This window comes from Microcystis sp. BLCC-F210, from assembly GCF_042134685.1.
In the GTDB taxonomy this organism is placed as follows: domain Bacteria; phylum Cyanobacteriota; class Cyanobacteriia; order Cyanobacteriales; family Microcystaceae; genus Microcystis; species Microcystis aeruginosa_D.
Genome location: NZ_CP169647.1, coordinates 3119545 through 3141761, shown reverse-complemented (window position 1 = coordinate 3141761; position 22217 = coordinate 3119545). Strand labels below are relative to the sequence as shown.

Genomic DNA, 22217 nt, shown 5'->3' with positions numbered 1-22217 from the left:
TGTCCCCTAAAAACAGCGAAACCCTTACCATTGTATCAAGCTAATCCGAGCATGGCTTTGAGGGTGAAATAAAGAAAGGCGAAAGTTCCCCCCAGAAAACCCACAAGTGCGATCGCTGTGAGGGGATTTTTAAATAAAGGGGCCAACCAGCCGAAAAAGGCGAAGAAAATCCCTAAACTAAAGCTAATCAGATAGCGGGGGTAACGGCTCACGTTATCAAAAAAGTCGCCCATAAATTTTATTTATTATCTTTGTCCGTAAGTAATTATAGCAGTAAGCTCCGATGCTGCCACGCCGCCCGATTAATGGGACTTAGCCACAGCCATGTTCAAGGATAATTTGATCATTTCCCCGATTGACTCTCATCGGGATTTTGGGACATCTGGCGCGAAAATCATCAATTGTCCCTCCTTATCCTCGCGAATGGCTAGAATCGCCGGACGTTCATTTTCTGCCGACTGAGGGGATAACCCGCGAAAAATATAAGTCCAATTGTTATTTTGGATTAATAACCGCCAGACTCGCGGGGGATTAACTTTACTATCATTCGTTTCTTTTCCCCGCAGATCTTCGAGTAATTTAGTCTCACCAATAATTCGATAACCTTTGAGAGAAGGATCGGTAAAAACATCCTCCGGATTCCGACCGATCGCTATCTGTTTTTCTGGTAAAACTAAAGTGATAACTGGTAAGGTAGAAGTATCATTAATTGCATCGCGACGGGCATCGATCGATCCCTGAATTCGAGCTAACCAAAAAAGGATAATTAATAGCCAAATAACAGCGATCAAATCTTTTCGGAGAGCTTCGGGAATTCCCCGGACTAATAAACTTAGAAACTGAAATTTTTGATGAAATTTCCGTTTAGATTGACTGACAATTGAATAGGATGGCAGGGGAGACAAAATCCAGAGAGTAAATTGAATCGCAAAGGCAACGGCAACCAGCGCCAGAAAAGTTCGCAGAAACGCCCCGAAATCGCCACAGAAGACCTGTATCGGCACGAAAAGGAAGGAACGCAAGGGCAAGTCCAGACGGTTAATCTCAAGGCTAAACCAGCCGAAATAGGCCCACCGATAAATCCATCCCGTAAAATAGAGAAAAATCCCCAGCAAACCGAGAAGACTGGCGAAGGTTCCTAGTATCTGTGTTCCGGGAGGGGGAGAATTCGGAGCGCTCACGGCAAAATGTCCCTGATTGGCGTTTTCGATTGCTATTCTACTCGATCGATCGGGTTCTATCGCCAGTTCTTTGTATTTTATCAAGGAGAATAACCATGTCCATCGACGATCCCCGACAAGTTCGTTTTTTAATTGAGAAAATGGAAGCGAGTTTACCAATCCCTGTGCGTGCAACTCCCGAAACGTTAAAAATAGCTGAAACAAAAGGCGAGCGATACAAACCCGATCACCAGTTTTCGATCGATAAAATTTTCTACATGGGAGACGAGGGGGGAATTATTTGTTCCCTAAAAAACGAATCGGGAAAACAAACGAGTCTTGTCTGTTCTTTAACCCATCTACGCATCGATAACTCTCATCCGTTAGCGGCGGATATTCAATCCTACCAGAAAAAGCGATCGATGCGGATCGCACTACAGGATGGTAAAACCGGAAAAGCCCTCCGTATTGCCAAACAAAACCGCCCGAACAAAGGTTTCGGAAAGTAAAAATATATTGACAAAAACCGCAGGTTGGGTTAGGAGTAGCGCTAACCCACCGAATCGAATTATATTCGGGGAATAGGAATTTGATTAGTTCGTTGCTACCAGATCGTATGGCTCTTCGTTACTTGTTATGGTTCGATAGGGGGGCATAAATCGACAAAATCTTTATCTGGTAAGGGATTTAATTGATTAGTTCGCTTTAGATAAAAAACAATTGACAAAAATCGCCCAATGTCTTTCTCTATAAGGGTTCCATCCCTTATAACCCCCGTCCATTGCATAAGACAAACCGAAGAACCGATCGTATTAACCGTTGATAATTGAATTTTTCGATCTCGGCTAATTAAGGGAACGTTTAAATATAGGGCGGTTGCCGCAATAATTCGATCGGGTAAATCGGGAACATCCGAGCGCTCGATTCCTCCCATAGTAACCACGATATTGCGAGCGAGCGGGATTTCTATCAAAATAGAATTTTCCCTGTCCAATTCTATTAACAATCGCTCTATTGTTTGAGCGGAAATCCGCCCTTTTTCACCAAGATAGACAATTTCAGCGAGAGTAATCGAGGAAACAGCAACCGTATCTCCACTATTGCCAATTTGTTCGATGGTTTGTCGAGCCAAATTGGATAATCGTTGATCTGCGTAAAGATACCAGATAACTGCATGAGTATCTAAAACTGCTTTTAACACTTAAAGATCCTCTGCCGTAAAATCTCCCCACGCTTCTCGTCGGGTTTTATCAATATCTTCAGCCGAGGGAGCCTGTCCTAAATCGGCGCATATACCCCATAAAGAGGGACGGGGTTGATTAACTTCTGCCGATTCCGATGCCATTTCTGCGGTAATTTTTTCGATCAGTTGCCGTTTCTCGATTGCGGATAATTTTTCCGCCCACCGCATTAGCTCTTGTAGAGTCATATTTCTATCGCTTACCGCATAAAGGAGTACCTTCATAAGTTTTAACATAAAGAGAAGATAAAACGCTTCCCCTTTAACAATCCCGACGCTAAAATATGGAAAAACCCCTCTAGAAAAAACCCTAGGGTGAGTTACTGTTACTCCTAACCCACCGCATCCAAGATCGAAAACAGAACCAACTAAATCCCGATCATTCAGGCAAGGTAAAGATGAAAAAACTCTACCCAATAATAACCGCAACTAGCCTAGTTTTTATCGCCTCTCTTGCTGGCTATCATCTACCAGCCACCGGCGATCGATCTCCCGTCAAGAAAATCCCCGTATTCGTACCAGATGATACGAAAGTATCTTTAAAAAATGGCACTTCTCTATCTGGGAGATTAATCAAGTTCGATTCCCAAGCAAAAACGATCGCTTTAGGGAGAGATTCAAAAACAAAAGAAGTGGCAATGAAAGAGATCAAACAGATAGAGTTTCAAGGGAAGATTATTATCAAAAGCGGAACGCTTGTTATTCGTGGGGAAGGGGGATCAAGCAATCCAAACCAGAATAGACAACGCTGGACGGAACCCCTACAGAACTTCAAAATTATTGATGTTAATCAAGGAAAAGCGGAAGTAACTTTAACTTCGCTAGATTCTCTAGAAATAAGAGGAATCGAAGGGGTAGCGATTAAGAGTTCCTACGTTGTCGAGGAAATTAAATTTAACCCCTCGGACAAAATTGAGATTCAAGTAAACCCCCATTAAAATTCACAAAAGAGAGGTCTATTTTTTGGGCAATCAAGGAAGACTTTAAATAGGAAAACTGGCTGATGTATTGTTCGATTGTTTTTGGTGATAGTGGATCGTTTAAGGTCGGGTTAGCGAGGTCAAAGATGATGTCATTGATGAGATTTTCCTCATCTGTTTCATAGGCGATATCTTCTCTGCATTCGATGGCATCGGCCCAGTTTTCTAGGTCGGTGGCAGATAGAGCGTTATTGAGATAGCGATCGAGAATATCGATCAGATGCTCTTTTTTTAGGGTGATAATTGCTTCGCTACTGTCCCAAGGAAAGGTTTTTAGGATAGGGAGGATAGTTGATAAGGGTTGGTCAAAGTTGACTAGGGCGTTGAGGTATTCTTGTCTATTTTTCATGGGTATTTTTGTTTGATGTGAACAGTATAAGTAGCTGGTTATAATTAAATTAAAAATGGATTTTAGGTTTGATCCCCCCTTAGTCCCCCCTTGATAAGGGGGGTTTCTGATAATTTTTAACGCCTACCTACTTAGTAATTATAATCTTTATTGCCTTGGCGGTTGCTATATGAAAATAGACTATGATCGAGCCGCTAATGCCGCTTATATTCGTCGTTTTGAGGGAAAGGTTATCGATTCTGAGGAAGTAGCGCTGGGGATTGTCTATGATTACGATGAGACGGATAGGGTTGTGGGGATTGAGATTTTAGCAGTCAAACAGAGAACGGCCGAACAATTCAAAAATATTGATTTTCCGTTGGAAGAGAGTGAAAAACAAGAGATTAGACAATGGTTCGGAAAGTTAATACTAAATTGTTAAGTGATGTGAGAAATTCAGGAAATATGGGAGGTGCTATAATTGATATATTTACTCAGTCAAAAAACGATGATTAAGTTAAAAGTCACAACGGTAGGGAACTCTATGGGGGTGATTTTCCCGAAAGAGTTGGTGGAGAAGCTGCGCCTTAGTAAAGGCGATATGCTCTACCTCTTGGAAACGCCGAATGGCTTTGAGCTTACACCCTACGACCCCGAATTTGTCCAGCAAATGGAAGTGGCGGAGGAAGTGATGCGCGAAGACTGGAATATTTTGAGAAAGCTGGCAACTTAGGCTCATGAACCAGCTAATCTGGATAGCTGATGGGGTAGCTCTCGTGATTCATCACCGCCAAATAGCCGAGCATGGTGGATTAGAGGGTATTCGAGATGAGGGGTTGCTAGAAAGCGCACTTTCCCGACCGCAAAATCTTCTGGCTTATTCTAAGTCGCCTCCTGACATGGCTTCTTTGGCAGCAGCCTACGCTTACCCAGGGAACAGCAAGAAATGTTAATCGAGTCAGGGGAGAATATCAGGAATTGAGAGCTTGTTCCTGTAGTTATGATTGCCGCATCATTTTCTATTTAGAACGAGACGAAAAAACTCAAACAGATAGGATAGTTTTGATTAACATTGGAACTCATGATGAGGTGTATTAACTAATAACTGATAGCGGAAATGGCTCTTCTGGTTTCTGTGTGGAAACGGGGTCTATACTGATAGTTTCTTCAGCAAAATAGTCCTAAAAGTCTTTCCAGGTAAATATTTCACGATTCTATAAGCAAAAATTATCACACAAAGTCGAGAAGAGCCCGGAAATAACTATGAATCCCAAATTTTACGCCTTACTTACTCTTTCTCTAGTGGCTACCGTCACCCTACCAGTTGTTAACGGGAAACTCTCCTCTCTCGTCCCTGCGGTAATAGCGCAAAATACGGATGCGAGGAAAGCGGAAGCAGATAGGCTTTTAGATAGAGGTATTCAACAAGCTCAAACCAGTCAATTTCGGGAAGCCTTGCAATCGTGGGAACAAGCCTTACAGATTTATCGAGAAATCAAAAATCGCAAAGGGGAAGCTAATTCTTTAGGCAATTTAGGACTCGCTTACGGTTCCCTCGGACAGTACCAAAAGGCGATCGAGTACCTTCAACAGACTTTAACCATCGCCCGCGAGATCGGCGATCGCCAAGGGGAAGCCTATTCTTTAGACAATTTAGGAATCGCTTACCAATCCCTCGGACAGTACCAAAAGGCGATCGATTTCTATCAACAGTCTTTAACTATCGCCAAGGAAATCGGAGATCGCCAAGGGGAAGCCAATTCTTTAGGCAATTTAGGAAACGCTTACCGTTCCCTCGGACAGTACCAAAAGGCGATCGAGTACCATCAACAGTCTTTAGCCATCGCCAAAGAGATCGGCGATATCAAGCAACAAGCTAAATCTTTAGGCAATTTAGGAGCGGCTTACCAATCCCTCGGACAGTATCAAAAAGCGATCGAGTACCATCAAAAGAATTTCGCCATCGCCCGCGAGATCGGAGATCGCTCCGGAGAAACCGCTTCTTTAGGCAATCTAGCAAATGTTTATTATTCCCTCGGTCAGTATCAAAAAGCAATAGAATATCACCAACAGTCTTTGGCAATTGCTGAAGAAATTAGTGATTTTTCTTTACAAACAGTCATTTTAGGGAATTTAGGGGTTGTTTATTCCTCTATTGGGCAATACACGAGGGCAATCGAGTACCATCAAAAGTCTTTAGCCATTGCTAAAAAAATCGGGAATCGCTTAGTAGAAGTCAGAGCCTTGAACAATCTAGGAAATGCTTGCTGGTTCCTCGGACAATATCAAAAAGCGATCAATTACCAGCAACAGTCTTTAGCTATAGCTAAAGAGATCGATGATCGCTTAGGAGAAGTCAGATCTTTAGGTAGTTTAGGAGTTGTTTACTCTTCTATCGGACAGTATCAAAAAGCTATCGAATACCATGAGCAGTCTTTAGTTATAGCTAAAGAAATTGGTGATTATTCTGGAGAAGCGGCTTATTTAGGTAATTTAGGAAATGCTCACTACTCTCTCGGAGAGTATCAAAAAGCTATCGAATATTACCAGCAGTATTTAGTCATCGCTAAAAAAAAAGGTGATCGTCAAGGAGAAGCTAATTCTTTAGGCGGTTTAGGAATCACTTATCAGTCACTCGGACAGTATCAGGAAGCGATCAATTTCTATCAACAGTATTTGGCTATTACAAGAGAAATTAAAGATCGACGGGGAGAAGCCAACGCTCTAGGCAATTTAGGAAACGCTTACGCATCCCTCGGACAGTATCAAAAGGCGATCGAGTCCCTTCAAGAGACTTTAGACATCGCGAGGAAAATTGGCGATCGCTCTGGAGAAGCCGCTTCTTTAGGTAATTTAGGAAACGCTTACCAATCCCTCGGACAGTACCAAAAGGCGATCAATAATTTAGAAGTGTCCCTAAACATTACTTTAAAAACTCGTAGTGAATTATCCCGCAACGATCGCAAACAATTCTTAGCCTCTAACGAGAAAACCGTCATCACCCTCGCCGAAGTCCTCATCCAACAAAACCAACCCGAAAAAGCTTTTGAATGGCTTAACCTCGCCACTACTGCCGATCTTGCCGATTACAATCGCCTGATTAATGCCAAAGTTGCTGATCCCGATGCACAAAAAGCACTTGATAACTGGAACACCGACAATCGACAACTCGAAGGAATGCGCCGACAACTACAGGATAAATACTCGGAAGAACTAGCACAACAGATCCGACAATTCGAGGAAAAAGTATATAAAAATGCGGAAATTATCGGACAGAAATATCCTGAAATTGCCGAACTTTTTGAAAGTAAACCCACCGACATCGCCCAACTCCAGAAAAATATCGCTCCTGATACCCTCGTTATTCAACCCGTTCCCCTCCGCGATAAAGTCGCTCTATTTCTCGTTACTAGAGAAAAATTAATCGTTATTCAAAGTGATGCAAAACGCGATGATTTTAATCAACTTGTCAGTCAATACCGTACCCAATTAGCCGACTATAAAAATGCCGACTACCTCGTTACCGGTAGTAAATTATACGAGATTTTAATCCGTCCCATTGAGTCCCAAATCGCCACCAGTTCCCCGAAAAATATCGCTATTATCGCCAGTGGACAACTGCGCTATATTCCTTTTGAAACCCTCTACGATAAGAAAAATGACCAAGTTCTCCTAGAAAAATATCCAATTTATTATTTAACTCGTATCTCCACATCTACCCCTCCCGCGACCGAAAGAAAACCTTTACAAGGTCTAGCATTTGCTAACCCTAAACCCACCCAAGAAGAACTTAAAGGCACAGAAATAGAAGCAGAAACTATCAGCAAAACCTTTCCCGGAAGTGAAAAATATCTCGGTACAAACGCAACTCTAGATATATTCAAAAAACAAGCCTTTCGCTTCTCGATTTTACACTTAGGAACTCACGGCTGTTTTGACCTCGCTGGCTGTCCTAATTTGGGTATGCAAGCTAATACTATTCTTTTCGCCAATAAAGAGCAATATAACATCGCTGATGCCGCATTATTAGGCTTAAAAAATACCGAATTAATCACTCTTAGTGCCTGTCAAACCGCCAAGGAAGCCAACGCAGACGGTCAGGAAATATCGGGACTTGCTTACGTCTTAGAAAGAGCCGGTGCTAAATCAGTAATTGCCAGTCTTTGGAGTGCTGAAGATAATACCAGTGCGGAAATTATGACTCAATTTTATCAAAATCTCAAGAATGGTATGACGAAAAGTGAAGCCATGCAAAAGGCCAAACTGAGTCAAATTAAAAGCCATCCTTTCTTTTGGTCGCCCTTTATTTTGATTGGGTCTGCTAATTGAAATTGGCATAATATAGCGGCATTCAGAACAGTGAACATTTATACCAAACCCTGTTATAATAAATCCGTTGAGTATAGGCTACATATCAGGACAGGCAAAAGGCAAAAGGAGAAATAAATAATCAGTTTTTAATAACCAGATTTACTATTAGATATAGTATCGCAGAATCAACACTATTTCAACCCACATTCCGCACCCTCAACTGTCACAGATCAAAAAAGCCATCAAAGTAGTACATAGTAACTAAAATTAATTCAAAGGTTAAAAGGGTTAATGAGAATATATAGCATTAAAAGGGGTATGGAGCGAGAAAGAGAAAATTCAAGAGAAAAAAATAATTGTTCAGAAAACAAGAAATAATTGATTACAATAGAAGTAGTGGAGAAATCTGTTGTGAAATTAAAACCCCAAGAAATAGAAATTCAGAACATAGACCATCTAGGGATAGTGGCAGGAATAATAGACTCAATCGGAATAGTAGAAATAATAAACGAATTGATAGGAGTCGAAAAAGACGAAAAAGTAAATGCAGGTCAAGTAGTAAAAGCCATGATAATCAACGGGTTAGGATTTGTTTCCAAACCCTTATATATGTTTCCCGAATATTTTGAAACAATCGCCTGTGAACATCTAATAGGAACAGGAGTAAAACCAGAATATCTCAACGACGATAAATTGGGGAGAGTCATGGATAAACTATTTATAAAAGGATTAGATACAATCTTTTTTATCATCGCAGTAAAAGCCGCCAAAAAATTTGGAGTATCACTATCAACATCACATCTAGACTCATCATCAATGCACGTACATGGGCAGTATAACACTAGCTTACCAGAAGTAATATTTGAGAGTCAAAAAATAGGAAATAACCAAGAATTAGAAGAAATAGCAGTAAAATCACCAAAAGAAATAACCATCACTTATGGTTATTCTCGTGACCATCGGCCGGACTTAAAACAGTTCATCATAGAAAGGATATGTTCAGGAGATGGAGACATCCCAATATTTTTAAAACTAGCATCAGGAAACCAAGGAGATTCATCATGCTTTGGTCAAATAGCAGTAGAATATCAAAAACAATTAGAAGTTAATAGTCTCATTGTTGCTGACTCAGCATTATATACAGAATCAAACCTGAAAATGATGTCAGATTTACAGTGGTTATGTCGAGTACCATTAAGCATAAAAACAGCAAAATCATTAACATCAACAATCCCAGAATCAGAATTTATTGATAGTACAATACCAGGATATAAATTAGGATCAAAAACCGAAAATTATGCAGGAATAGAACAAAGATGGTTAGTAGTACAAAGTCAAGAAAGAAGAGAATCAGACCTGCGTAAACTCACCCAAAAAATTACCAAAGCCGAATCAAAAGCGGTTCTTGATTTGAAAAAGTTATCACAAGAGAGATTTGCTTGTGAACCCGATGCTATCAAGGCATTATCAAAATTATCAACCCAGTTCAAATATCACCAAATTAACGAAAGTAAGGTGACTCCAGCCAAATCTAATAAAAAAGATTCTCTCAATGAAATATCCTACCAAATATCAGCTACAGTCTGCCAGGATGAAAGTAAAATTAATACAGAATTGCTGAGTGCAGGACGTTTTATTATTGCTACGAATGTTTTAGATTCACAGGAACTTAGTGATGATTCTATGCTCAGGGAATATAAAGCTCAACAATCATGTGAACGGGGGTTTGGTTTTCTCAAAGACCCATTATTTTTTGCCGATAGTATTTTCCTTAAAAGTCCTGAGAGAATAGAGTCTATGGGAATGATTATGGGTTTATGTCTCTTGGTTTATACATTGGCTCAACGTCAAATTAGAAATGCTCTGAAAGAGTCTAAATCAACAATTAAAAATCAATTAGGTAAAGCAACTAATTCCCCTAGTTTACGCTGGATTTTTCAATGCTTTCATTGTATTCATTTGATTACACTCAATCAGGAGGAACATATTTCTAATTGGAATAAGGACAGAGATTTTATCTTGCGTCTTTTACCAGATGATTGTTTACGTTACTATCAATTAGTCACCTAATTATTATCTCTATCAATTTAATTTCTATAAGTGAAGATGAGCTAATCTCTTTGATTTATAGCTCCATTTTACTATGTCTATAATTTCGTTTTTTACCTTAATTGATTAGTCTAACTTATGATTTGTCTCTTGAATCTCTTCATTTATTTATCTGTTGACTCCTCTAGGTGGTGTTAATTCTTATTGTTCCTTATTGAGAATAAGGTTTGATGACATCTTTAGTGATTTACTGTTTTTTAAATGCCTTTTTTCACTCTCTATGTTTATTTTTATGCTCACTTTGGTTTTTTCTCTACGTAATTTACCTCTGTGACAGTTTGGGGTGCGGAATGTGGGTTATAATCTCATTTCTCTTTGTGATCAAGTTGAAGATTTTCTAGTGGTTGACTGCTATAAGTATTAATACTCATTGCATAAGTTAGATGCTCCCAGTTTTTGATCCCCTCACTCGAACCGGCGACAGACAACGAGACCACAATTACTTGTAATAGATACTGTCTCCTCCACCTTCAGTCCCGCTTGGCTAACGAGTCCTTTGATCTGAGCCTCTGAGCGGGCTTTTGTGCCAGTTTCTGAGATTACCGCTTGCAAAAGAGCATCCATGCGGTGGCGAGGCGAATGATCATCAGGCTCAACAAAAGGCTCGAGTACCATCAGGATCGTGTCTGGACACATACTTGTGCGTATATTCGCCAAAAGCTGAACGCAGCGAGCGTCAGACCAATTGTGGAGTACGTTCTTCACGATATAAATATTCCCCTTTGGCAGCGGCGCAAAAAAATCGCCAGCAAGGAAATTTAGGCGTTGGGAATTTGTCGCCTCGATCACATCAAGGGCATGACAACAGACAGACTCTCGATCTAGGCAGATCCCCTGCAAATGTGGATGTGCCGCAAGGATTGCCTGAAGCACCGTACCGTTGCCACCCCCAACATCTACGACTGTATGTGCAGTCTTGAACTCAGCACGCTCGGCAAGCAAACGCCCTACAGGTCGGGCTAAATCTGCCATTGCCAAGTCGTAAACTCGTCCAGCTTCAGGCTCACGCTCCAGATAATCGTACAGAGACCCACCAAAGGTAGCTTGGCAAGCTGACTGACCAGTCTTGATAGTATGGAGAAGCGCCCCCCAAATGTCATAGTAGCTCTCGCCCGCCAACATACAGAAATGCCTGAGAGAAGATTCACTGTCTGAGCAAAGCAGCGCTGAAACACTTGTATTTGCGTATCGATTCAGTCCGATATTTTCAAAGATGCCACAGGCGGCCAGCAGCCGCATCAGCCGGTCTATGATGTCAGGATCAGCCTGAGTCTCCACAGCCAACTCAAAGGCAGTGAGAGGCTTGGTAGCTATCAGATCAGCAATCCCAAGACGTGCCGCTACGGCAATCGCTTTAGCCAGCCAAGCACCGCCCATAAGACGAACTAACACTGCGTCAGCGTCGTTGTTCCTTGTCATGTCGCCGCCCCCAAAGCATTCGCCAGCCGCGAGGCCAGAACTTGGACATTAGGTGGACGCATCATCGTTACATGATTGCCCGGAACCGGAACAATGCGGAGCCTCCGCTTGCACCAGTGCTGCCAGCCAAGGTCATCTGAGTCATTTGGACTAGCCAGTGATGCTAACTTATCTTCTGCCCGCAAAAGTATCACTTCCCCCGAATACATACAGCAGCGATAGGATTGAGTGGCTCGGTTGTGGAGCAGCATGAGTTCAAGATAGTTCTGAAAATCCTTTGTCTTTGTCCCCTCCGCAGCCAGTCCGTGACGCTTAAAAGCCGCAAGAAACATCTCCGCCCGCCTGATAGGCGTTTCCTGTTCTAATCCTTGCTGATTGATCCCAATATCGGTCCCGACAAGCTGAGAGACCTTAGCCGCGAAGCTCGCCAGTCCCGTGAGTTCGTCAATCACAGTGGACAATTGAGAGTCTGTAGGAGCAGGCTGGTCTAGGAGAATAACCGGTGGGAACAGTCCAAGTTCTCTCTCAAAGAGTATGGCAATTTCAAAGGCAATAAGTGCCCCCATCGACCAGCCAGCGATCGCCTGCAAAGAATGGTCAGCAATCGCCTCGAAGTAACGTCTTGCGATCGCTTTCAGGCTTGGGTCTCCATCGCTAAGACGTGCTCTTAGTCCAAGAATGGAATAATGGTCTGGCAATGAATATGCCAGGGAATAATAACAGAGAACCTCGCCCCCCGCTGGATGAACGAGGGCAAGCGCTGATTGTCCAACACTTTGCCGAATCGTCACTAATGGCCCATCGTCATTGTTAGATTCGCCCTTGAGCAGAGCCGCCAGACCGGCGATCGTGCCGTACTCAAAGAGAGTTGCTAAGGGCAACTCCTGGCCAAATCGTTCGCAAACCAGACTCATTAGCCTAATCGCCAGTAAAGAGTGGCCCCCCAACTCGAAAAAATCATCATGGATCCCAAAGGAACGTTGCGGAAAGAGATCGTGCCAAATCAACATCAGTGCCAGCTCCACCTCGTCACGCGGCACGGAGGCAATCGCACTTTGATCCCCCAATGGCAGACTTGGCAATTTCCCATAATCAATTTTCCCGCTGGCGGTACGAGGAAGCGCCTCGAGTAACACAAGATGTGACGGCACCATCACGCTTGGCAGTCGTCCTTTGAGGAAGCGAAATAGCGCCGCTTCCTCCACTGCACCTGCCGCCACCACAAAAGCTTCGAGTCGGCCTTCTCGGTCAAGTCTTACAGCCGCCTGAGTGACCAAAGCATGGCCAGCAAGCGTAGTCTCAATCTCATCAAGCTCAACGCGATGGCCGCGAAGCTTAACTTGACGGTCTTTCCTGCCGCAGAAAACAATCGAACCGTCACCCGTAAGACGGCCTTGATCGCCGCTACGGTAGCAGCGCACACCACTGACCGGGTCATTGACAAAATAGGCAGCGGTCAGTTCCGGTTGTCCCCAATATCCTCTGGCCACCGTCGCACCGGCCATCCTGATCTCACCTACCGCACCTTGGGGTAGCTCGCGACCTGCCGCATCACAGATAGTAATCTGCGTTCCTCTGAGGGGCTGGCCTAGCGGCAGAGTGCCTCCTAGCCAGGGATTAGGCACCTCGTAAGTCAGCACACCGACAGTTGTCTCCGTTGGTCCATAATGATTCATGATGCGGAGATCTGGTCGTAACTTACGGATGCGATCAATCAGGGCGGGGTTGCAAGTTTCGCCTCCCAGGACAAGCAGTTTTGCCGGTAGAATATCGGCGGAGTTCAGTAGAGCCAGAAGATGGGTGGGAGTAATCTTGAGACAATCCACTGGTTGCTCGGCCAAGTATCGCGCCAGCAGCCTGCTACCCTGAGTTGTATCTTCAGGGACAACCACCACACAACCCCCCTTGATCAGCGGGGGAAAGATCATGGTGTTGCCGAAATCAGTAGCAAGGGGAGATACCGTGGCAAAACGATGGCCAGACCCTAGCCCCATCCGTTCCCAAACTCCATCGGCATAAGCCACAAGCTGGCGATGCTCGACACACACTCCCTTGGGCTTCCCTGTCGATCCAGATGTATAGATCACATAGGCTGGTGTCTCAGCACAGACGATTACCTCAAGAGGATGATCTGAGTATTCCCTCGCTTCATCTATTCTCTTGCAGGTGATTGGTATGGTTTGGGCCAGCTTGGCGATCGATTCGCTCAATTGCTCATCGCACAGAAGTAGGATTGATCCTGCGTCTTGGAGAATCTCTCGCCAGCGTTCGGGGGGATCGGCGGGATTGAGGGGCAAGTAGCAGCCCCCTGCTTTGAGTACACCCAATAAAGCACTGATAGAGGATAGTCCGTCTCGCCCCAGCAAAAGTCCAATCGGAGAAGAGAGAGCTTCGGGATGAGCAGCGATCATGCGTGCGATCCGGTTCGTCAGCCGCTCCAATTCACTGTAAGTAAGACTACCTCCCCTACCAACTACAGCGGCTTGATCTGGTGTCAAGCAGACCTGCTGTGCAAACCGTTCAATCAGGCTCTCGGTGACGGTTGGGGGAGGAGGCGACTCGGGAATTAATGTCCCAGAAAAAGCCACATCGGCGATTAGTGAGTCCGTCGAGTCAACAACACAGAGCAGCACATCCTCGAAGTGATTAAGAAACCGCTCGATCGTTATTCGTTCAAAGAGGTTACTGGCATAGTACAATGTCAGCACTATAGAGTCATTGATCTCTTCAACCCAGAAATTCAAGTCGAGTTTGGTGGTTTGATAATCAACTTTGACCACCTCAGTCCTCATCTCCCCAGCTTGATATTGGGACGGAACATTTTGGATGACGAGCATGACCTGGAACAGAGGATGCACACCGAGATCACGACTTACTTCCAAAGAATTGAGAAGTTTGTTGAACGGCAATTGCTGCCTTGCCAGTGCCTCATTACAGATTTGGCTCTGGCGACGCAGCAGTTTGCCCCAGGTGTCGCCCTCTTCTAGCTCACATGAGACAACCAGTGTATTCAGTAGGGGTCCCATTAGCTTCTGGAACTCACGCTCGTTGCGGTTTGCCGTGATTGTACCGATGGGAATCTTTTTAGCGCCAGTGTAACGACTGAGCAGCACCGCGAGGGCGCTCATCATGAGGGGAAACAAACCCAGCCGCTCCTGGCGAGCGAATAACCGCAGCCGTTCCGTCAGTCCCGTCGAAAGTGGACGCGTCTCCATCGCTCCTTGGTGACTGATTGCCCGAGGCCTTGGCTGATCTAGCGGTAACGATAGAGGCGATGCCTGGGGATTGAGATTCTCGCGCCAGAATCGCAGTTGCTCGGCGCACGCCTCACTCGCCAGCCAATTACGCTCCCACTCCACATAATCAATATATTGAATCTCGAGGGGAGGAAGCTGTTGGCCTGCGTACAGAGCCGATAGTTCCCTAGCAAAGATCGCGTTCGACCAGCCATCTGAAATCAAATGATGGGAAGTGATCAGCAAAAAATAGTCCAGTTCTCCTAATTGGAGTACCTTGAGCCGCAGCAGCGGACCCTGCGTTAGGTCAAATTTGGCACGCCCCTCCTCGACCGCAATCCCCAGCGCTTCCTGCTGCCGTTCTTGCTCGCCGAGGTAACGCAGATCTTGCCACTCCAGGGTGAGAGGTAGGGTCTGATGGATTGCCTGCACGGGCTTTCCCCCGTCGAGATGGAAAGTCGTTCGCAGGATTTCGTGGCGTTCCCCCATCGATTCCAGGGCTTTTTGTAACCGCCCCTGATCCAGTGGGTCCCTTGGGTACATTTTAATCGCCGCCGGATTATTGAAGGCTGGACTCTCTGGCGACAACTGACTGAGGAACCACAGGCGCTCTTGGGCCGAGGAGAGCGCATAGCACTGGTTGGGAGTGCGCGGCATCCTCGGTAGGGAGGGGGTCTTCTTGTCCAGAGAGCCGACTAGAGTTTTAATCCGATCAGGCGAAAGGGCAGCAAGCCGACGGGCGAGGGAGTCAGTCATGCTCTTGCCTCCAAATCGATCACGATCTTGCCAATGTGACGATATTGTGACATCAAACGCAAGGCGGCTCCAATCTTTTCTGGCGGGAAGGTGGTAATGGGAGTTGGTCGCCAAATTTCGGTAGCCAAACCGTCGGCAAGCTCTTTGAATATTCGTTTCAACATCGATGGGTTAAACAAGAAAAGGGAGAGATTGATGGTGGTAAAGCTCAACCCGAGACGAAAGGCACTCATCGGCAGCGTCTCGCCCAATGCCTGGTCTTTCATGGCAATTTGCAGGAACCGCCCAAAGGGACGCATCAACCCTAACCCACGCGCTACCGCCTCGCCCGATAGGGTGTTGAGAATGATATCCACCCCGCCACTGATCTGGTCGGCAAAGGCAAGGGAGCGAGAATCAAAGACTTGGAGGATGCCTCTCTGGCGAAGGTAATCCCGCTTTGCTTCTGAACCGGCGGTCGCCATGATCTCAGCCCCACGCGCCTGTGCAATCTCGATCGCCGCTAGTCCGACTCCACCCGTAGCTGTATGGATCAGAACCCGTTCCCCTCCCTGCACACGAGCGACAGACTCCAGTCCGTAAAAAGCAGTGAGGAACGCCGTCGGAATGCTGGCAGCTTCGATAAAGTTGAGGTTGGGCGGGATATGCACCGCCTGGAAGGCCCAGACATTAGGCACAGCACAGAAGTGAGTGCCTTCAAGGAGCTTCCCATCAGGGGCTGTGTCTCCGGCTGAAAGCACCATTACCCGATCGCCTGGCGAGAACTCTTCTACTCCAGAACCACAAGCGACTACTTCTCCGGCGTAGTCGGAGCCCATTACTGAAGGTACTCCTGGCGTGGGCGGATAGAGTGCCATGGCGATCATTAGGTCTCGGAAGTTGATGCTGATGGCGCGGGCGCGAACCTGGATTTGTCCAGGGCCGGGAGGTTGCAGAGCCATCTCTTCAAATCCCAGATCGTCTAGGTTGGCGGACTGTTTTAGACCGATTTTGGCATTGGGCCAGTCGGAGGGATGGCTGAAGGTTCCTCGCGTTGGGACTGTTGGCCGATCCCGTTGGAGATCGCTTAGCAGCTTGACACGATCTTTGAGCGGGAGTTTGGCGATGCGACCAGCAATGTCTGTCATTATCAGTCCTCCAATTGAGAGATAAGGGCTTCCAGAATTTCTGGATCGGTCATGGCGATTAGTTGGTTAATTACTACTTCGGCGAGGCCTCGGATGGTAGGTTCCTTGAAGAAGGAATCGACGGCCAGATCGATTTGGAATGTCTCACTGGTAATCGCAATCATCTGAATTGCTAACAGGGAATTTCCCCCTAATTCAACGAATTGGTCATTGACCCCAATCTGCTGAATGCCAAGAATGCCTTGCCAAATTTCTGTGATCGCCGTTTCAATTTCATTGGCCGGGGCTTGATATGGGGTTAGCAAATCGTCCCGGGAGAAAACTTGCCCCACCGTGTTCGCCGGTGCCGACATCTGCTCACGGATGACCTCTGCCCTCACACGAGGGGAGCCGTCGGCGATTTGCCAAGCCAAATCCTTCGTCGTGATTAGCAAGTGTGCCATCGGGGCCGTGCTTCGTTGTTTTCCCGCCTGTTCGAGCAATCGGTTGAGCAGGTTCAGTGCTTCCTTTGGTGTAATGTCTTCGTTTTTTACCTCCTCCTTGGGAACAGATGCAACAGAAGACTTCACCAGAGGGGCAGCAATATCAACTTTTTTTAAGATAAATCCTTCTACCTCTACACAAATCTCACCGGAAGCGTCAAGCACTGTCACATCAAATGAAATAGTATCAGCCCCTAGTGTATAGGGACTAGTCAGCCGTATCTGGCTCCACACCACTGGGGGAATCGGCCGCCAAAGCTTCATCTGTTTGTAGCAGTAGGGCAAATATAAACCTTTCATTTCTCCAGAAAACCCCATTCTGAAGCCTCCACAAGCCAGCGCCACATCCATCAGGGCTGGATGATACGAGAAAGCCGCAAAATCCACCGCATATTGCGGGTCAAGCTGAAGTTTAGCCAGCCAGTGGCCATCGACTTCAGCCAGTTCCGAGAGAGTGCGCCAACGCTCGCTATAAGTTAAAAGTGGAGTGCCGTCTTCGGCCGTGCAATCAAGAGAATTATAAGGATTTGTTTCTCTCGGAGGGAATTTGGCCAGCAGCATTGCCAGATTTTGCTGATGGGGTTCTCTGCCAGTGATCACCAGATCCCCCATAAAATGGTCTTGCCAAACAGTAGGTGAATCAGCAGGACGACTCCTGAAGCTGAATTTGTAGCGTCCCTCTTGTCCCTTAACAAACAGCATTAACCGACGTTGCTCTCCTTTGGTGAACATCATCGGTGCAATAAAATAAGCGTTTTTAATTTGCACTGGTTCACCTGAATGCCGATAAGCGGCAAAGCGCCAGAGAAATTCAGGAAATGATGCCCCAACAAGCGTTGGCGTATCAGACACCAAATGTTCGGTGATGATCCAGTCTGCCTCTGGATCAATCAGTACCTCATAGATCTCGTCGTGGCCCTCAGATGAGAGCAGTCGCAGCCATTCACCAGCTTCAACTCGCTGAACTCGCTTGCCAGATTGGCGTTTCGCCTTCGCATCTTCCCAGCGAGAAGCCATGCCAATTTCTGCCCAAGCCGCCCAGCCGAGGGAGCGGAACAGTCCAGGGCGCTTTTGGTTCCATGACTGAGCCACTGCATCGATATAGGAATTAGCGGCGCAGTAATCGACCCGTCCTGCTTCTCCCAGTACCGCCGTTACCGAAGAAAAAAGCCAGATGAAGTCGAGATCCCGATCGCCAAAAAGCCGCTCAATCACGCGAGTCCCCTGAACTTTAGGTTCAAGAACTTCCCTCGCCATCTCTGGGGTCTTAAGGGCGATAATTCCCCCGCCAGCATTACCAGCAGAATGGATCACCCCGTCGATTTTGCCAAACCTTTCACACACCTGGTTGACAACCTCCTTCATCCTGTGGAGATCAGTCACATCAGCTTGGGCAATCACTACCTCGGCTCCTGCTGCTTCGATCGCCAGAAGTTGTTCAATGCGATCGCTCAACTGAGGATTGCCATCACCACTCTCGAGCAATCTTTCCCAATTTTCCCGTGGGGGGACTGTGCTTCGGCTGACTAACACCAGATTTACTGGCACTGTCTCGGCGAAAATTCTCGAGAAGAAAAGGCCTAAAGCCCCCAATCCCCCAGTAATCAGGTAAGTTCCACCAGCTTTGAGCGTCTTCGCCAATCCCTCACCTGGCGGTAATCGCAGGGGATGCCAGCTTTCAATAAATCGTCGTCCTCCTCGATAAACCACGACTGTATCGTCAACATCGAGTTCTGCCTCATTAACCAATTGAAAAGCCAGATCGGGATGAGAACTTACATCAAGCATCCGTCCTTGAATTGTCGGAAACTCCTTGGCAATAACTCTACAAGGTCCTGTCGCCAGCGCCCGCAAAGGCGCCCAGATCGGCTCTCCGGCGACGCTATGAACCCCACGGGTAACAACCAGTAAACGCACCATTCCGGGCAGTCCCTGAGCGATCAGCGCCTGTTCCAGATACATCGGGCTATCAAAAGCAAGTATTCGAGCCGCTTCTGGGTCATCGACCCAGCTATGATCATCGGCCCCACAACTATTCCAGAGATGTAAGATGCGGGTTGGTCGTTGATTATTCTCTTTCAGCGCCGTCAGCAATTGATCATAATCTTCCCGCACCGCTGGGCGGATCACGAATCCACCCTTGCTCGCAGCAAAAGCTGAACCTTGCTCCACGCGAACTATCTCCTCACCACGCGCCTCTAGTACAGTCACAATCTCCTGACTTAGAGCATTGTTGTCATCAAACAAAAGCCAGCATCCCGTCTGCGGTACAGCTTCAGTAGCCGGAGGATTAAGAAAACCCGGTGAGGCGGTACGAGTCCAGCCCAACTCATAAAACCAGTCCCCCAGATCCGACTTGCGCTCACTAGGATCAGTCCCTAAGTCCCCATCCTTTTCTTTTTCTGTCGTGAAATCGAGGGCAAAACTCTGGCGCTCGAAAGGATAACCGGGTAAAGACACTCGCCCTGGAAACCCCTCGGCGTAAAAAGCCTTCCAGTCGATTGGCCGTCCAGTCGCCCAAAGAGAGCCAACTGCTCGCGTCACAGCAGCTAAATCATCCTCTACATCCTGCATTCCCTGCTGGGAACAGATCACCCGGTCATGCTGTTGGCGATCAAGTAAAGACTTCACTGAAGAAGCTAGGGAGTAGCCAGGGCCACACTCAAGGAAAATGTGAGACTCCTCAGTTGCCAACAAAGTGTCGAGCGCATCGACAAAGCGAACTGGCTGCCGCATATGTCGCACCCAGTAGAGAGGATCACAAGCCTCCTCATCAGTGAGCCAATCCCCAGTAAGGGTCGAAACAATCGGAATCGTCGGTGCTGAGAGACTGATCCCGACAAATCGCCTGGCTAAAGCTCCCATCGCCGGTTCCGTCATCGCCGAATGAAAAGCGTGGGAAGTATTGAGATGGCGAGAAAATACCTTCTCTTCTGTCAATTGGATTGCAAAAAATTTGATCGCCTCATCAGGACCAGACACCACGGTCATCTTGCGACTATTGACAGCAGCCACCTCAACCTCTCGCGGCAGTCGCCCTGATAGTTCCGCTTCCGGTAGCAACACCGCCAGCATCGATCCACCTGGCAGATCCTGGATCAATCGAGCGCGGGCTGAAACCAGCGTCAGAGCATCCTCAAAACTGAAAACTCCAGCAATGCAGGCAGCCACATACTCACCAACACTGTGTCCAATCATCACATCAGCCTCAATGCCCCAGGAGCGCCATAGCATCGCCTGGGCATAGTTCACGAGAAAAAGAGCGGGCTGGGTGATGTAGGTTTGATCGAGCAAGACCTTCGCTTTTTCCTTCTCATCAGCAGGCGGAAACAGTAAATCTCTGAGGTCAACTCCGAGCATTGGTTTGAGGAACTCGCTTCCGCAGTCAATCACCTCTCGAAAAGCCGAAAACAGTCGGTACTGATTCGCACCCATCCCGACGAATTGATTGCCCTGTCCCGGAAACAGAAAAGTGATCGGATCACCTTCCCGCTGGCAGACAGAGCGGATTACAGCCCCATCTGGAGAATTGAGACGCTCAATCAACTCCTGTCGGTTAGCAAAGGGAATCGCGCAGCGATGTTTAAACCGTCGTCGTCCCATCTGAAGGGTGCAGGCCATCGCCGCTGAATCGAGATCGGGGTGCTTGCTAAGGTGATGGGAGAGGTGCGCTATCTGAGTTCTCAGTCCCTCTTCGGTCCGGGCTGAGAGGACGGCGATATTCTGTTCTGGCACTTGCTTGGGAATCTCAGGGGTAGGAGGTTCCTGAATCACGACACAAGCATTGGTGCCGCCAACTCCAAAAGAACTGACTAGACCTCGCACTGGTGTTCCTTCCCCTGCCAACTTGCGGAGTTTGGTATTGACGAACAAGGGACTGGAAGAGAAGTCAATATTTGGATTTGGCTTGGCAAACCCCAATGATGGGGGAAGTAGGCGCTCTTCAACAGTTTTTGCCGCCTTGATCAGAGCGGCCACTCCCGAAGCCACATCGGTGTGGCCGATATTACCCTTAACAGAACCGAGGGCGCAGAACTGAGTGCGATCGCTGTAATGGCGGAATGCCTGGGTAAGGGACTCAACCTCAATCGGGTCTCCCAGCGGAGTTGCCGTCCCGTGTGCCTCCACGAAACTGAGTTGTTCAGCCGATAGCCCTGCCCGACTAAGAGCATCCAGGGTCAGCGCCACCTGGCCGGAAATGCTTGGGGCGGTAAAGCCGATTTTGTCAGCGCCATCGTTGTTGACCGCACCATCCACTAGCACGGCATATATGTGATCGCGATCACGTATAGCATCGGCCAGCCGCTTGAGCACGATCACCCCAGCACCCCGGCTGAACACTGTCCCATTGGCACCAGCATCAAAGGGCCGGCAATGGCCATCAGGCGACTCCATTCCCCCTTCTAGTGCTAAATAGCCTTTCCTTTCGGGAAGTTCAATCGTTGCACCGCCAGCCAGGACGAGATCACATTGCTTTGATCTTAGGCTAGTCATGCCGAGAATGGTTGCCACTAAGGAAGTGGAGCAGGCGGACTGCACATTGACGCTCGGACCGACTAGGCCAAGCTTGTAGGAAACCCGTGATGTCACATAGTCTTTGTCGTTGCTGATCACGACTGAAGCGCCGCTGGCATATTTCTTGGCCACGCTAGATTGGGCGACTTGGCTCAGGTGCCAGTTAGTGCCAACTCCCCCGAACACTCCAATCCGGGCATCGACTTCTTGGGGGACGTAACCAGCATCTTCGAGCGCGTGCCAGGCGCATTCCAGAAACACCCGCTGCTGTGGGTCGATCAGTTCTGCGTCTCGCGGAGTAAAGCCAAAAAAGGCCGCATCAAATTGATCTGCGCCGTCGATGATGCCGCGTCTACGCACATAGTGTGGTGACTTGATCAGTTCGGTCGGGATGCCAGAAGCTCTCAGTTCCTCTTCCGTAAAGGTTGTGATCGATTGCACGCCATTACATAAGTTCTGCCAAAATTCAGATACGTCTCGTGCGCCTGGCATCCGACAAGCCATGCCAATAATGGCGATCGCCTCTTCTGAGTAGTGTTCTTGATACATCTTGG

The 22217-nt window shown here is 47.0% G+C and carries 14 protein-coding genes and 2 pseudogenes; 7 read left to right on the top strand and 9 right to left on the bottom strand.

The features are described from left to right. Window positions 1-35: 35 nt before the first annotated feature. Both ACE3JL_RS14980 and ACE3JL_RS14975 read right to left on the bottom strand, forming a co-directional pair. Window positions 36-233 (bottom strand): DUF751 family protein, encoded by a 198-nt coding sequence (locus tag ACE3JL_RS14980; RefSeq protein WP_271991605.1) that lies wholly within the window; start codon window positions 231-233, stop codon window positions 36-38. A gap of 129 nt (window positions 234-362) precedes the next feature. Next, window positions 363-1265, bottom strand: a complete 903-nt coding sequence (locus tag ACE3JL_RS14975; RefSeq protein ID WP_375327823.1) for a hypothetical protein — start codon at window positions 1263-1265, stop codon at window positions 363-365. A gap of 11 nt (window positions 1266-1276) precedes the next feature. On the opposite strand from ACE3JL_RS14975, the gene ACE3JL_RS14970 reads away from it, so the two are divergent. Then, on the top strand, window positions 1277-1669 hold the full coding sequence (locus ACE3JL_RS14970) for a hypothetical protein (protein ID WP_008198724.1): 393 nt from the start codon (window positions 1277-1279) through the stop codon (window positions 1667-1669). Between the two features lie 332 nt (window positions 1670-2001). Here the strand turns inward: ACE3JL_RS14970 and ACE3JL_RS14965 are convergent. Together ACE3JL_RS14965 and ACE3JL_RS14960 are read right to left on the bottom strand one after the other, a co-directional pair. After that, window positions 2002-2361 (bottom strand): annotated as a pseudogene (locus tag ACE3JL_RS14965) (type II toxin-antitoxin system VapC family toxin); the annotation flags it as partial. Then, complete coding sequence (locus tag ACE3JL_RS14960; RefSeq protein WP_002771281.1) at window positions 2362-2625, bottom strand: hypothetical protein; 264 nt, start codon at window positions 2623-2625, stop codon at window positions 2362-2364. It abuts the pseudogene before it with no gap. A gap of 173 nt (window positions 2626-2798) precedes the next feature. Here ACE3JL_RS14960 and ACE3JL_RS14955 point away from each other — a divergent pair, with 173 nt between their 5' ends. Next, a complete protein-coding gene (locus ACE3JL_RS14955; protein ID WP_375327822.1) occupies window positions 2799-3338 on the top strand; it encodes a hypothetical protein in 540 nt (179 codons plus the stop codon). Between the two features lie 28 nt (window positions 3339-3366). On the opposite strand, the pseudogene ACE3JL_RS14950 reads toward ACE3JL_RS14955, so the two are convergent. After that, window positions 3367-3729 (bottom strand): annotated as a pseudogene (locus tag ACE3JL_RS14950) (hypothetical protein); the annotation flags it as partial. Between the two features lie 169 nt (window positions 3730-3898). Here ACE3JL_RS14950 and ACE3JL_RS14945 point away from each other — a divergent pair. From ACE3JL_RS14945 to ACE3JL_RS14925, 5 genes are all read left to right on the top strand, one after another. Further along, window positions 3899-4150: a DUF2283 domain-containing protein gene (locus ACE3JL_RS14945; RefSeq protein WP_375327821.1), complete on the top strand. Its 252-nt coding sequence runs from the start codon at window positions 3899-3901 to the stop codon at window positions 4148-4150. 66 nt (window positions 4151-4216) lie between these two features. Beyond that, on the top strand, window positions 4217-4441 hold the full coding sequence (locus tag ACE3JL_RS14940) for an AbrB/MazE/SpoVT family DNA-binding domain-containing protein (RefSeq protein ID WP_080694129.1): 225 nt from the start codon (window positions 4217-4219) through the stop codon (window positions 4439-4441). 4 nt (window positions 4442-4445) lie between these two features. Then, the gene (locus tag ACE3JL_RS14935; RefSeq protein WP_375327820.1) at window positions 4446-4661 is read left to right on the top strand and encodes a type II toxin-antitoxin system death-on-curing family toxin; all 216 of its coding nucleotides are present in this window, start codon (window positions 4446-4448) and stop codon (window positions 4659-4661) included. Window positions 4662-4971: 310 nt separating this feature from the next. Continuing rightward, window positions 4972-8037 (top strand): tetratricopeptide repeat protein, encoded by a 3066-nt coding sequence (locus ACE3JL_RS14930; RefSeq protein ID WP_375327819.1) that lies wholly within the window; start codon window positions 4972-4974, stop codon window positions 8035-8037. Window positions 8038-8430: 393 nt separating this feature from the next. Then, window positions 8431-10089, top strand: coding sequence for an IS1634 family transposase (locus ACE3JL_RS14925; protein WP_375327818.1), 1659 nt, complete (start codon window positions 8431-8433; stop codon window positions 10087-10089). A gap of 444 nt (window positions 10090-10533) precedes the next feature. Here the strand turns inward: ACE3JL_RS14925 and ACE3JL_RS14920 are convergent, their stop codons facing one another. From ACE3JL_RS14920 to ACE3JL_RS14905, 4 genes are read right to left on the bottom strand one after another with little or no spacing between them, the layout of a single operon-like run. Beyond that, window positions 10534-11520: a methyltransferase gene (locus ACE3JL_RS14920; RefSeq protein ID WP_375327817.1), complete on the bottom strand. Its 987-nt coding sequence runs from the start codon at window positions 11518-11520 to the stop codon at window positions 10534-10536. A gap of 23 nt (window positions 11521-11543) precedes the next feature. Continuing rightward, window positions 11544-15539, bottom strand: a complete 3996-nt coding sequence (locus tag ACE3JL_RS14915; protein ID WP_375327816.1) for an amino acid adenylation domain-containing protein — start codon at window positions 15537-15539, stop codon at window positions 11544-11546. After that, entirely contained in the window at window positions 15536-16666 is a 1131-nt protein-coding gene (locus ACE3JL_RS14910; RefSeq protein ID WP_375327815.1) for a zinc-binding dehydrogenase, read from the bottom strand. Before ACE3JL_RS14910 ends, ACE3JL_RS14915 begins: the two co-directional genes overlap by 4 nt. 2 nt (window positions 16667-16668) lie before the next feature. Further along, window positions 16669-22212 carry an SDR family NAD(P)-dependent oxidoreductase gene (locus ACE3JL_RS14905; RefSeq protein ID WP_375327814.1) on the bottom strand — a complete coding sequence of 1848 codons (5544 nt, stop codon included), beginning with the start codon at window positions 22210-22212 and terminating at the stop codon, window positions 16669-16671. Window positions 22213-22217 lie beyond the last annotated feature (5 nt).

Coding starts and splice junctions, on each gene's coding strand:
- ACE3JL_RS14930 (WP_375327819.1), top strand. CDS start 4,972: ATGAATCCCAAATTTTACGCCTTACTTACTCTTTCTCTAGTGGCTACC.
- ACE3JL_RS14935 (WP_375327820.1), top strand. CDS start 4,446: ATGAACCAGCTAATCTGGATAGCTGATGGGGTAGCTCTCGTGATTCAT.
- ACE3JL_RS14955 (WP_375327822.1), top strand. CDS start 2,799: ATGAAAAAACTCTACCCAATAATAACCGCAACTAGCCTAGTTTTTATC.
- ACE3JL_RS14960 (WP_002771281.1), bottom strand. CDS start 2,625: ATGAAGGTACTCCTTTATGCGGTAAGCGATAGAAATATGACTCTACAA.
- ACE3JL_RS14910 (WP_375327815.1), bottom strand. CDS start 16,666: ATGACAGACATTGCTGGTCGCATCGCCAAACTCCCGCTCAAAGATCGT.
- ACE3JL_RS14940 (WP_080694129.1), top strand. CDS start 4,217: ATGATTAAGTTAAAAGTCACAACGGTAGGGAACTCTATGGGGGTGATT.
- ACE3JL_RS14970 (WP_008198724.1), top strand. CDS start 1,277: ATGTCCATCGACGATCCCCGACAAGTTCGTTTTTTAATTGAGAAAATG.
- ACE3JL_RS14905 (WP_375327814.1), bottom strand. CDS start 22,212: ATGTATCAAGAACACTACTCAGAAGAGGCGATCGCCATTATTGGCATG.
- ACE3JL_RS14915 (WP_375327816.1), bottom strand. CDS start 15,539: ATGACTGACTCCCTCGCCCGTCGGCTTGCTGCCCTTTCGCCTGATCGG.
- ACE3JL_RS14980 (WP_271991605.1), bottom strand. CDS start 233: ATGGGCGACTTTTTTGATAACGTGAGCCGTTACCCCCGCTATCTGATT.
- ACE3JL_RS14945 (WP_375327821.1), top strand. CDS start 3,899: ATGAAAATAGACTATGATCGAGCCGCTAATGCCGCTTATATTCGTCGT.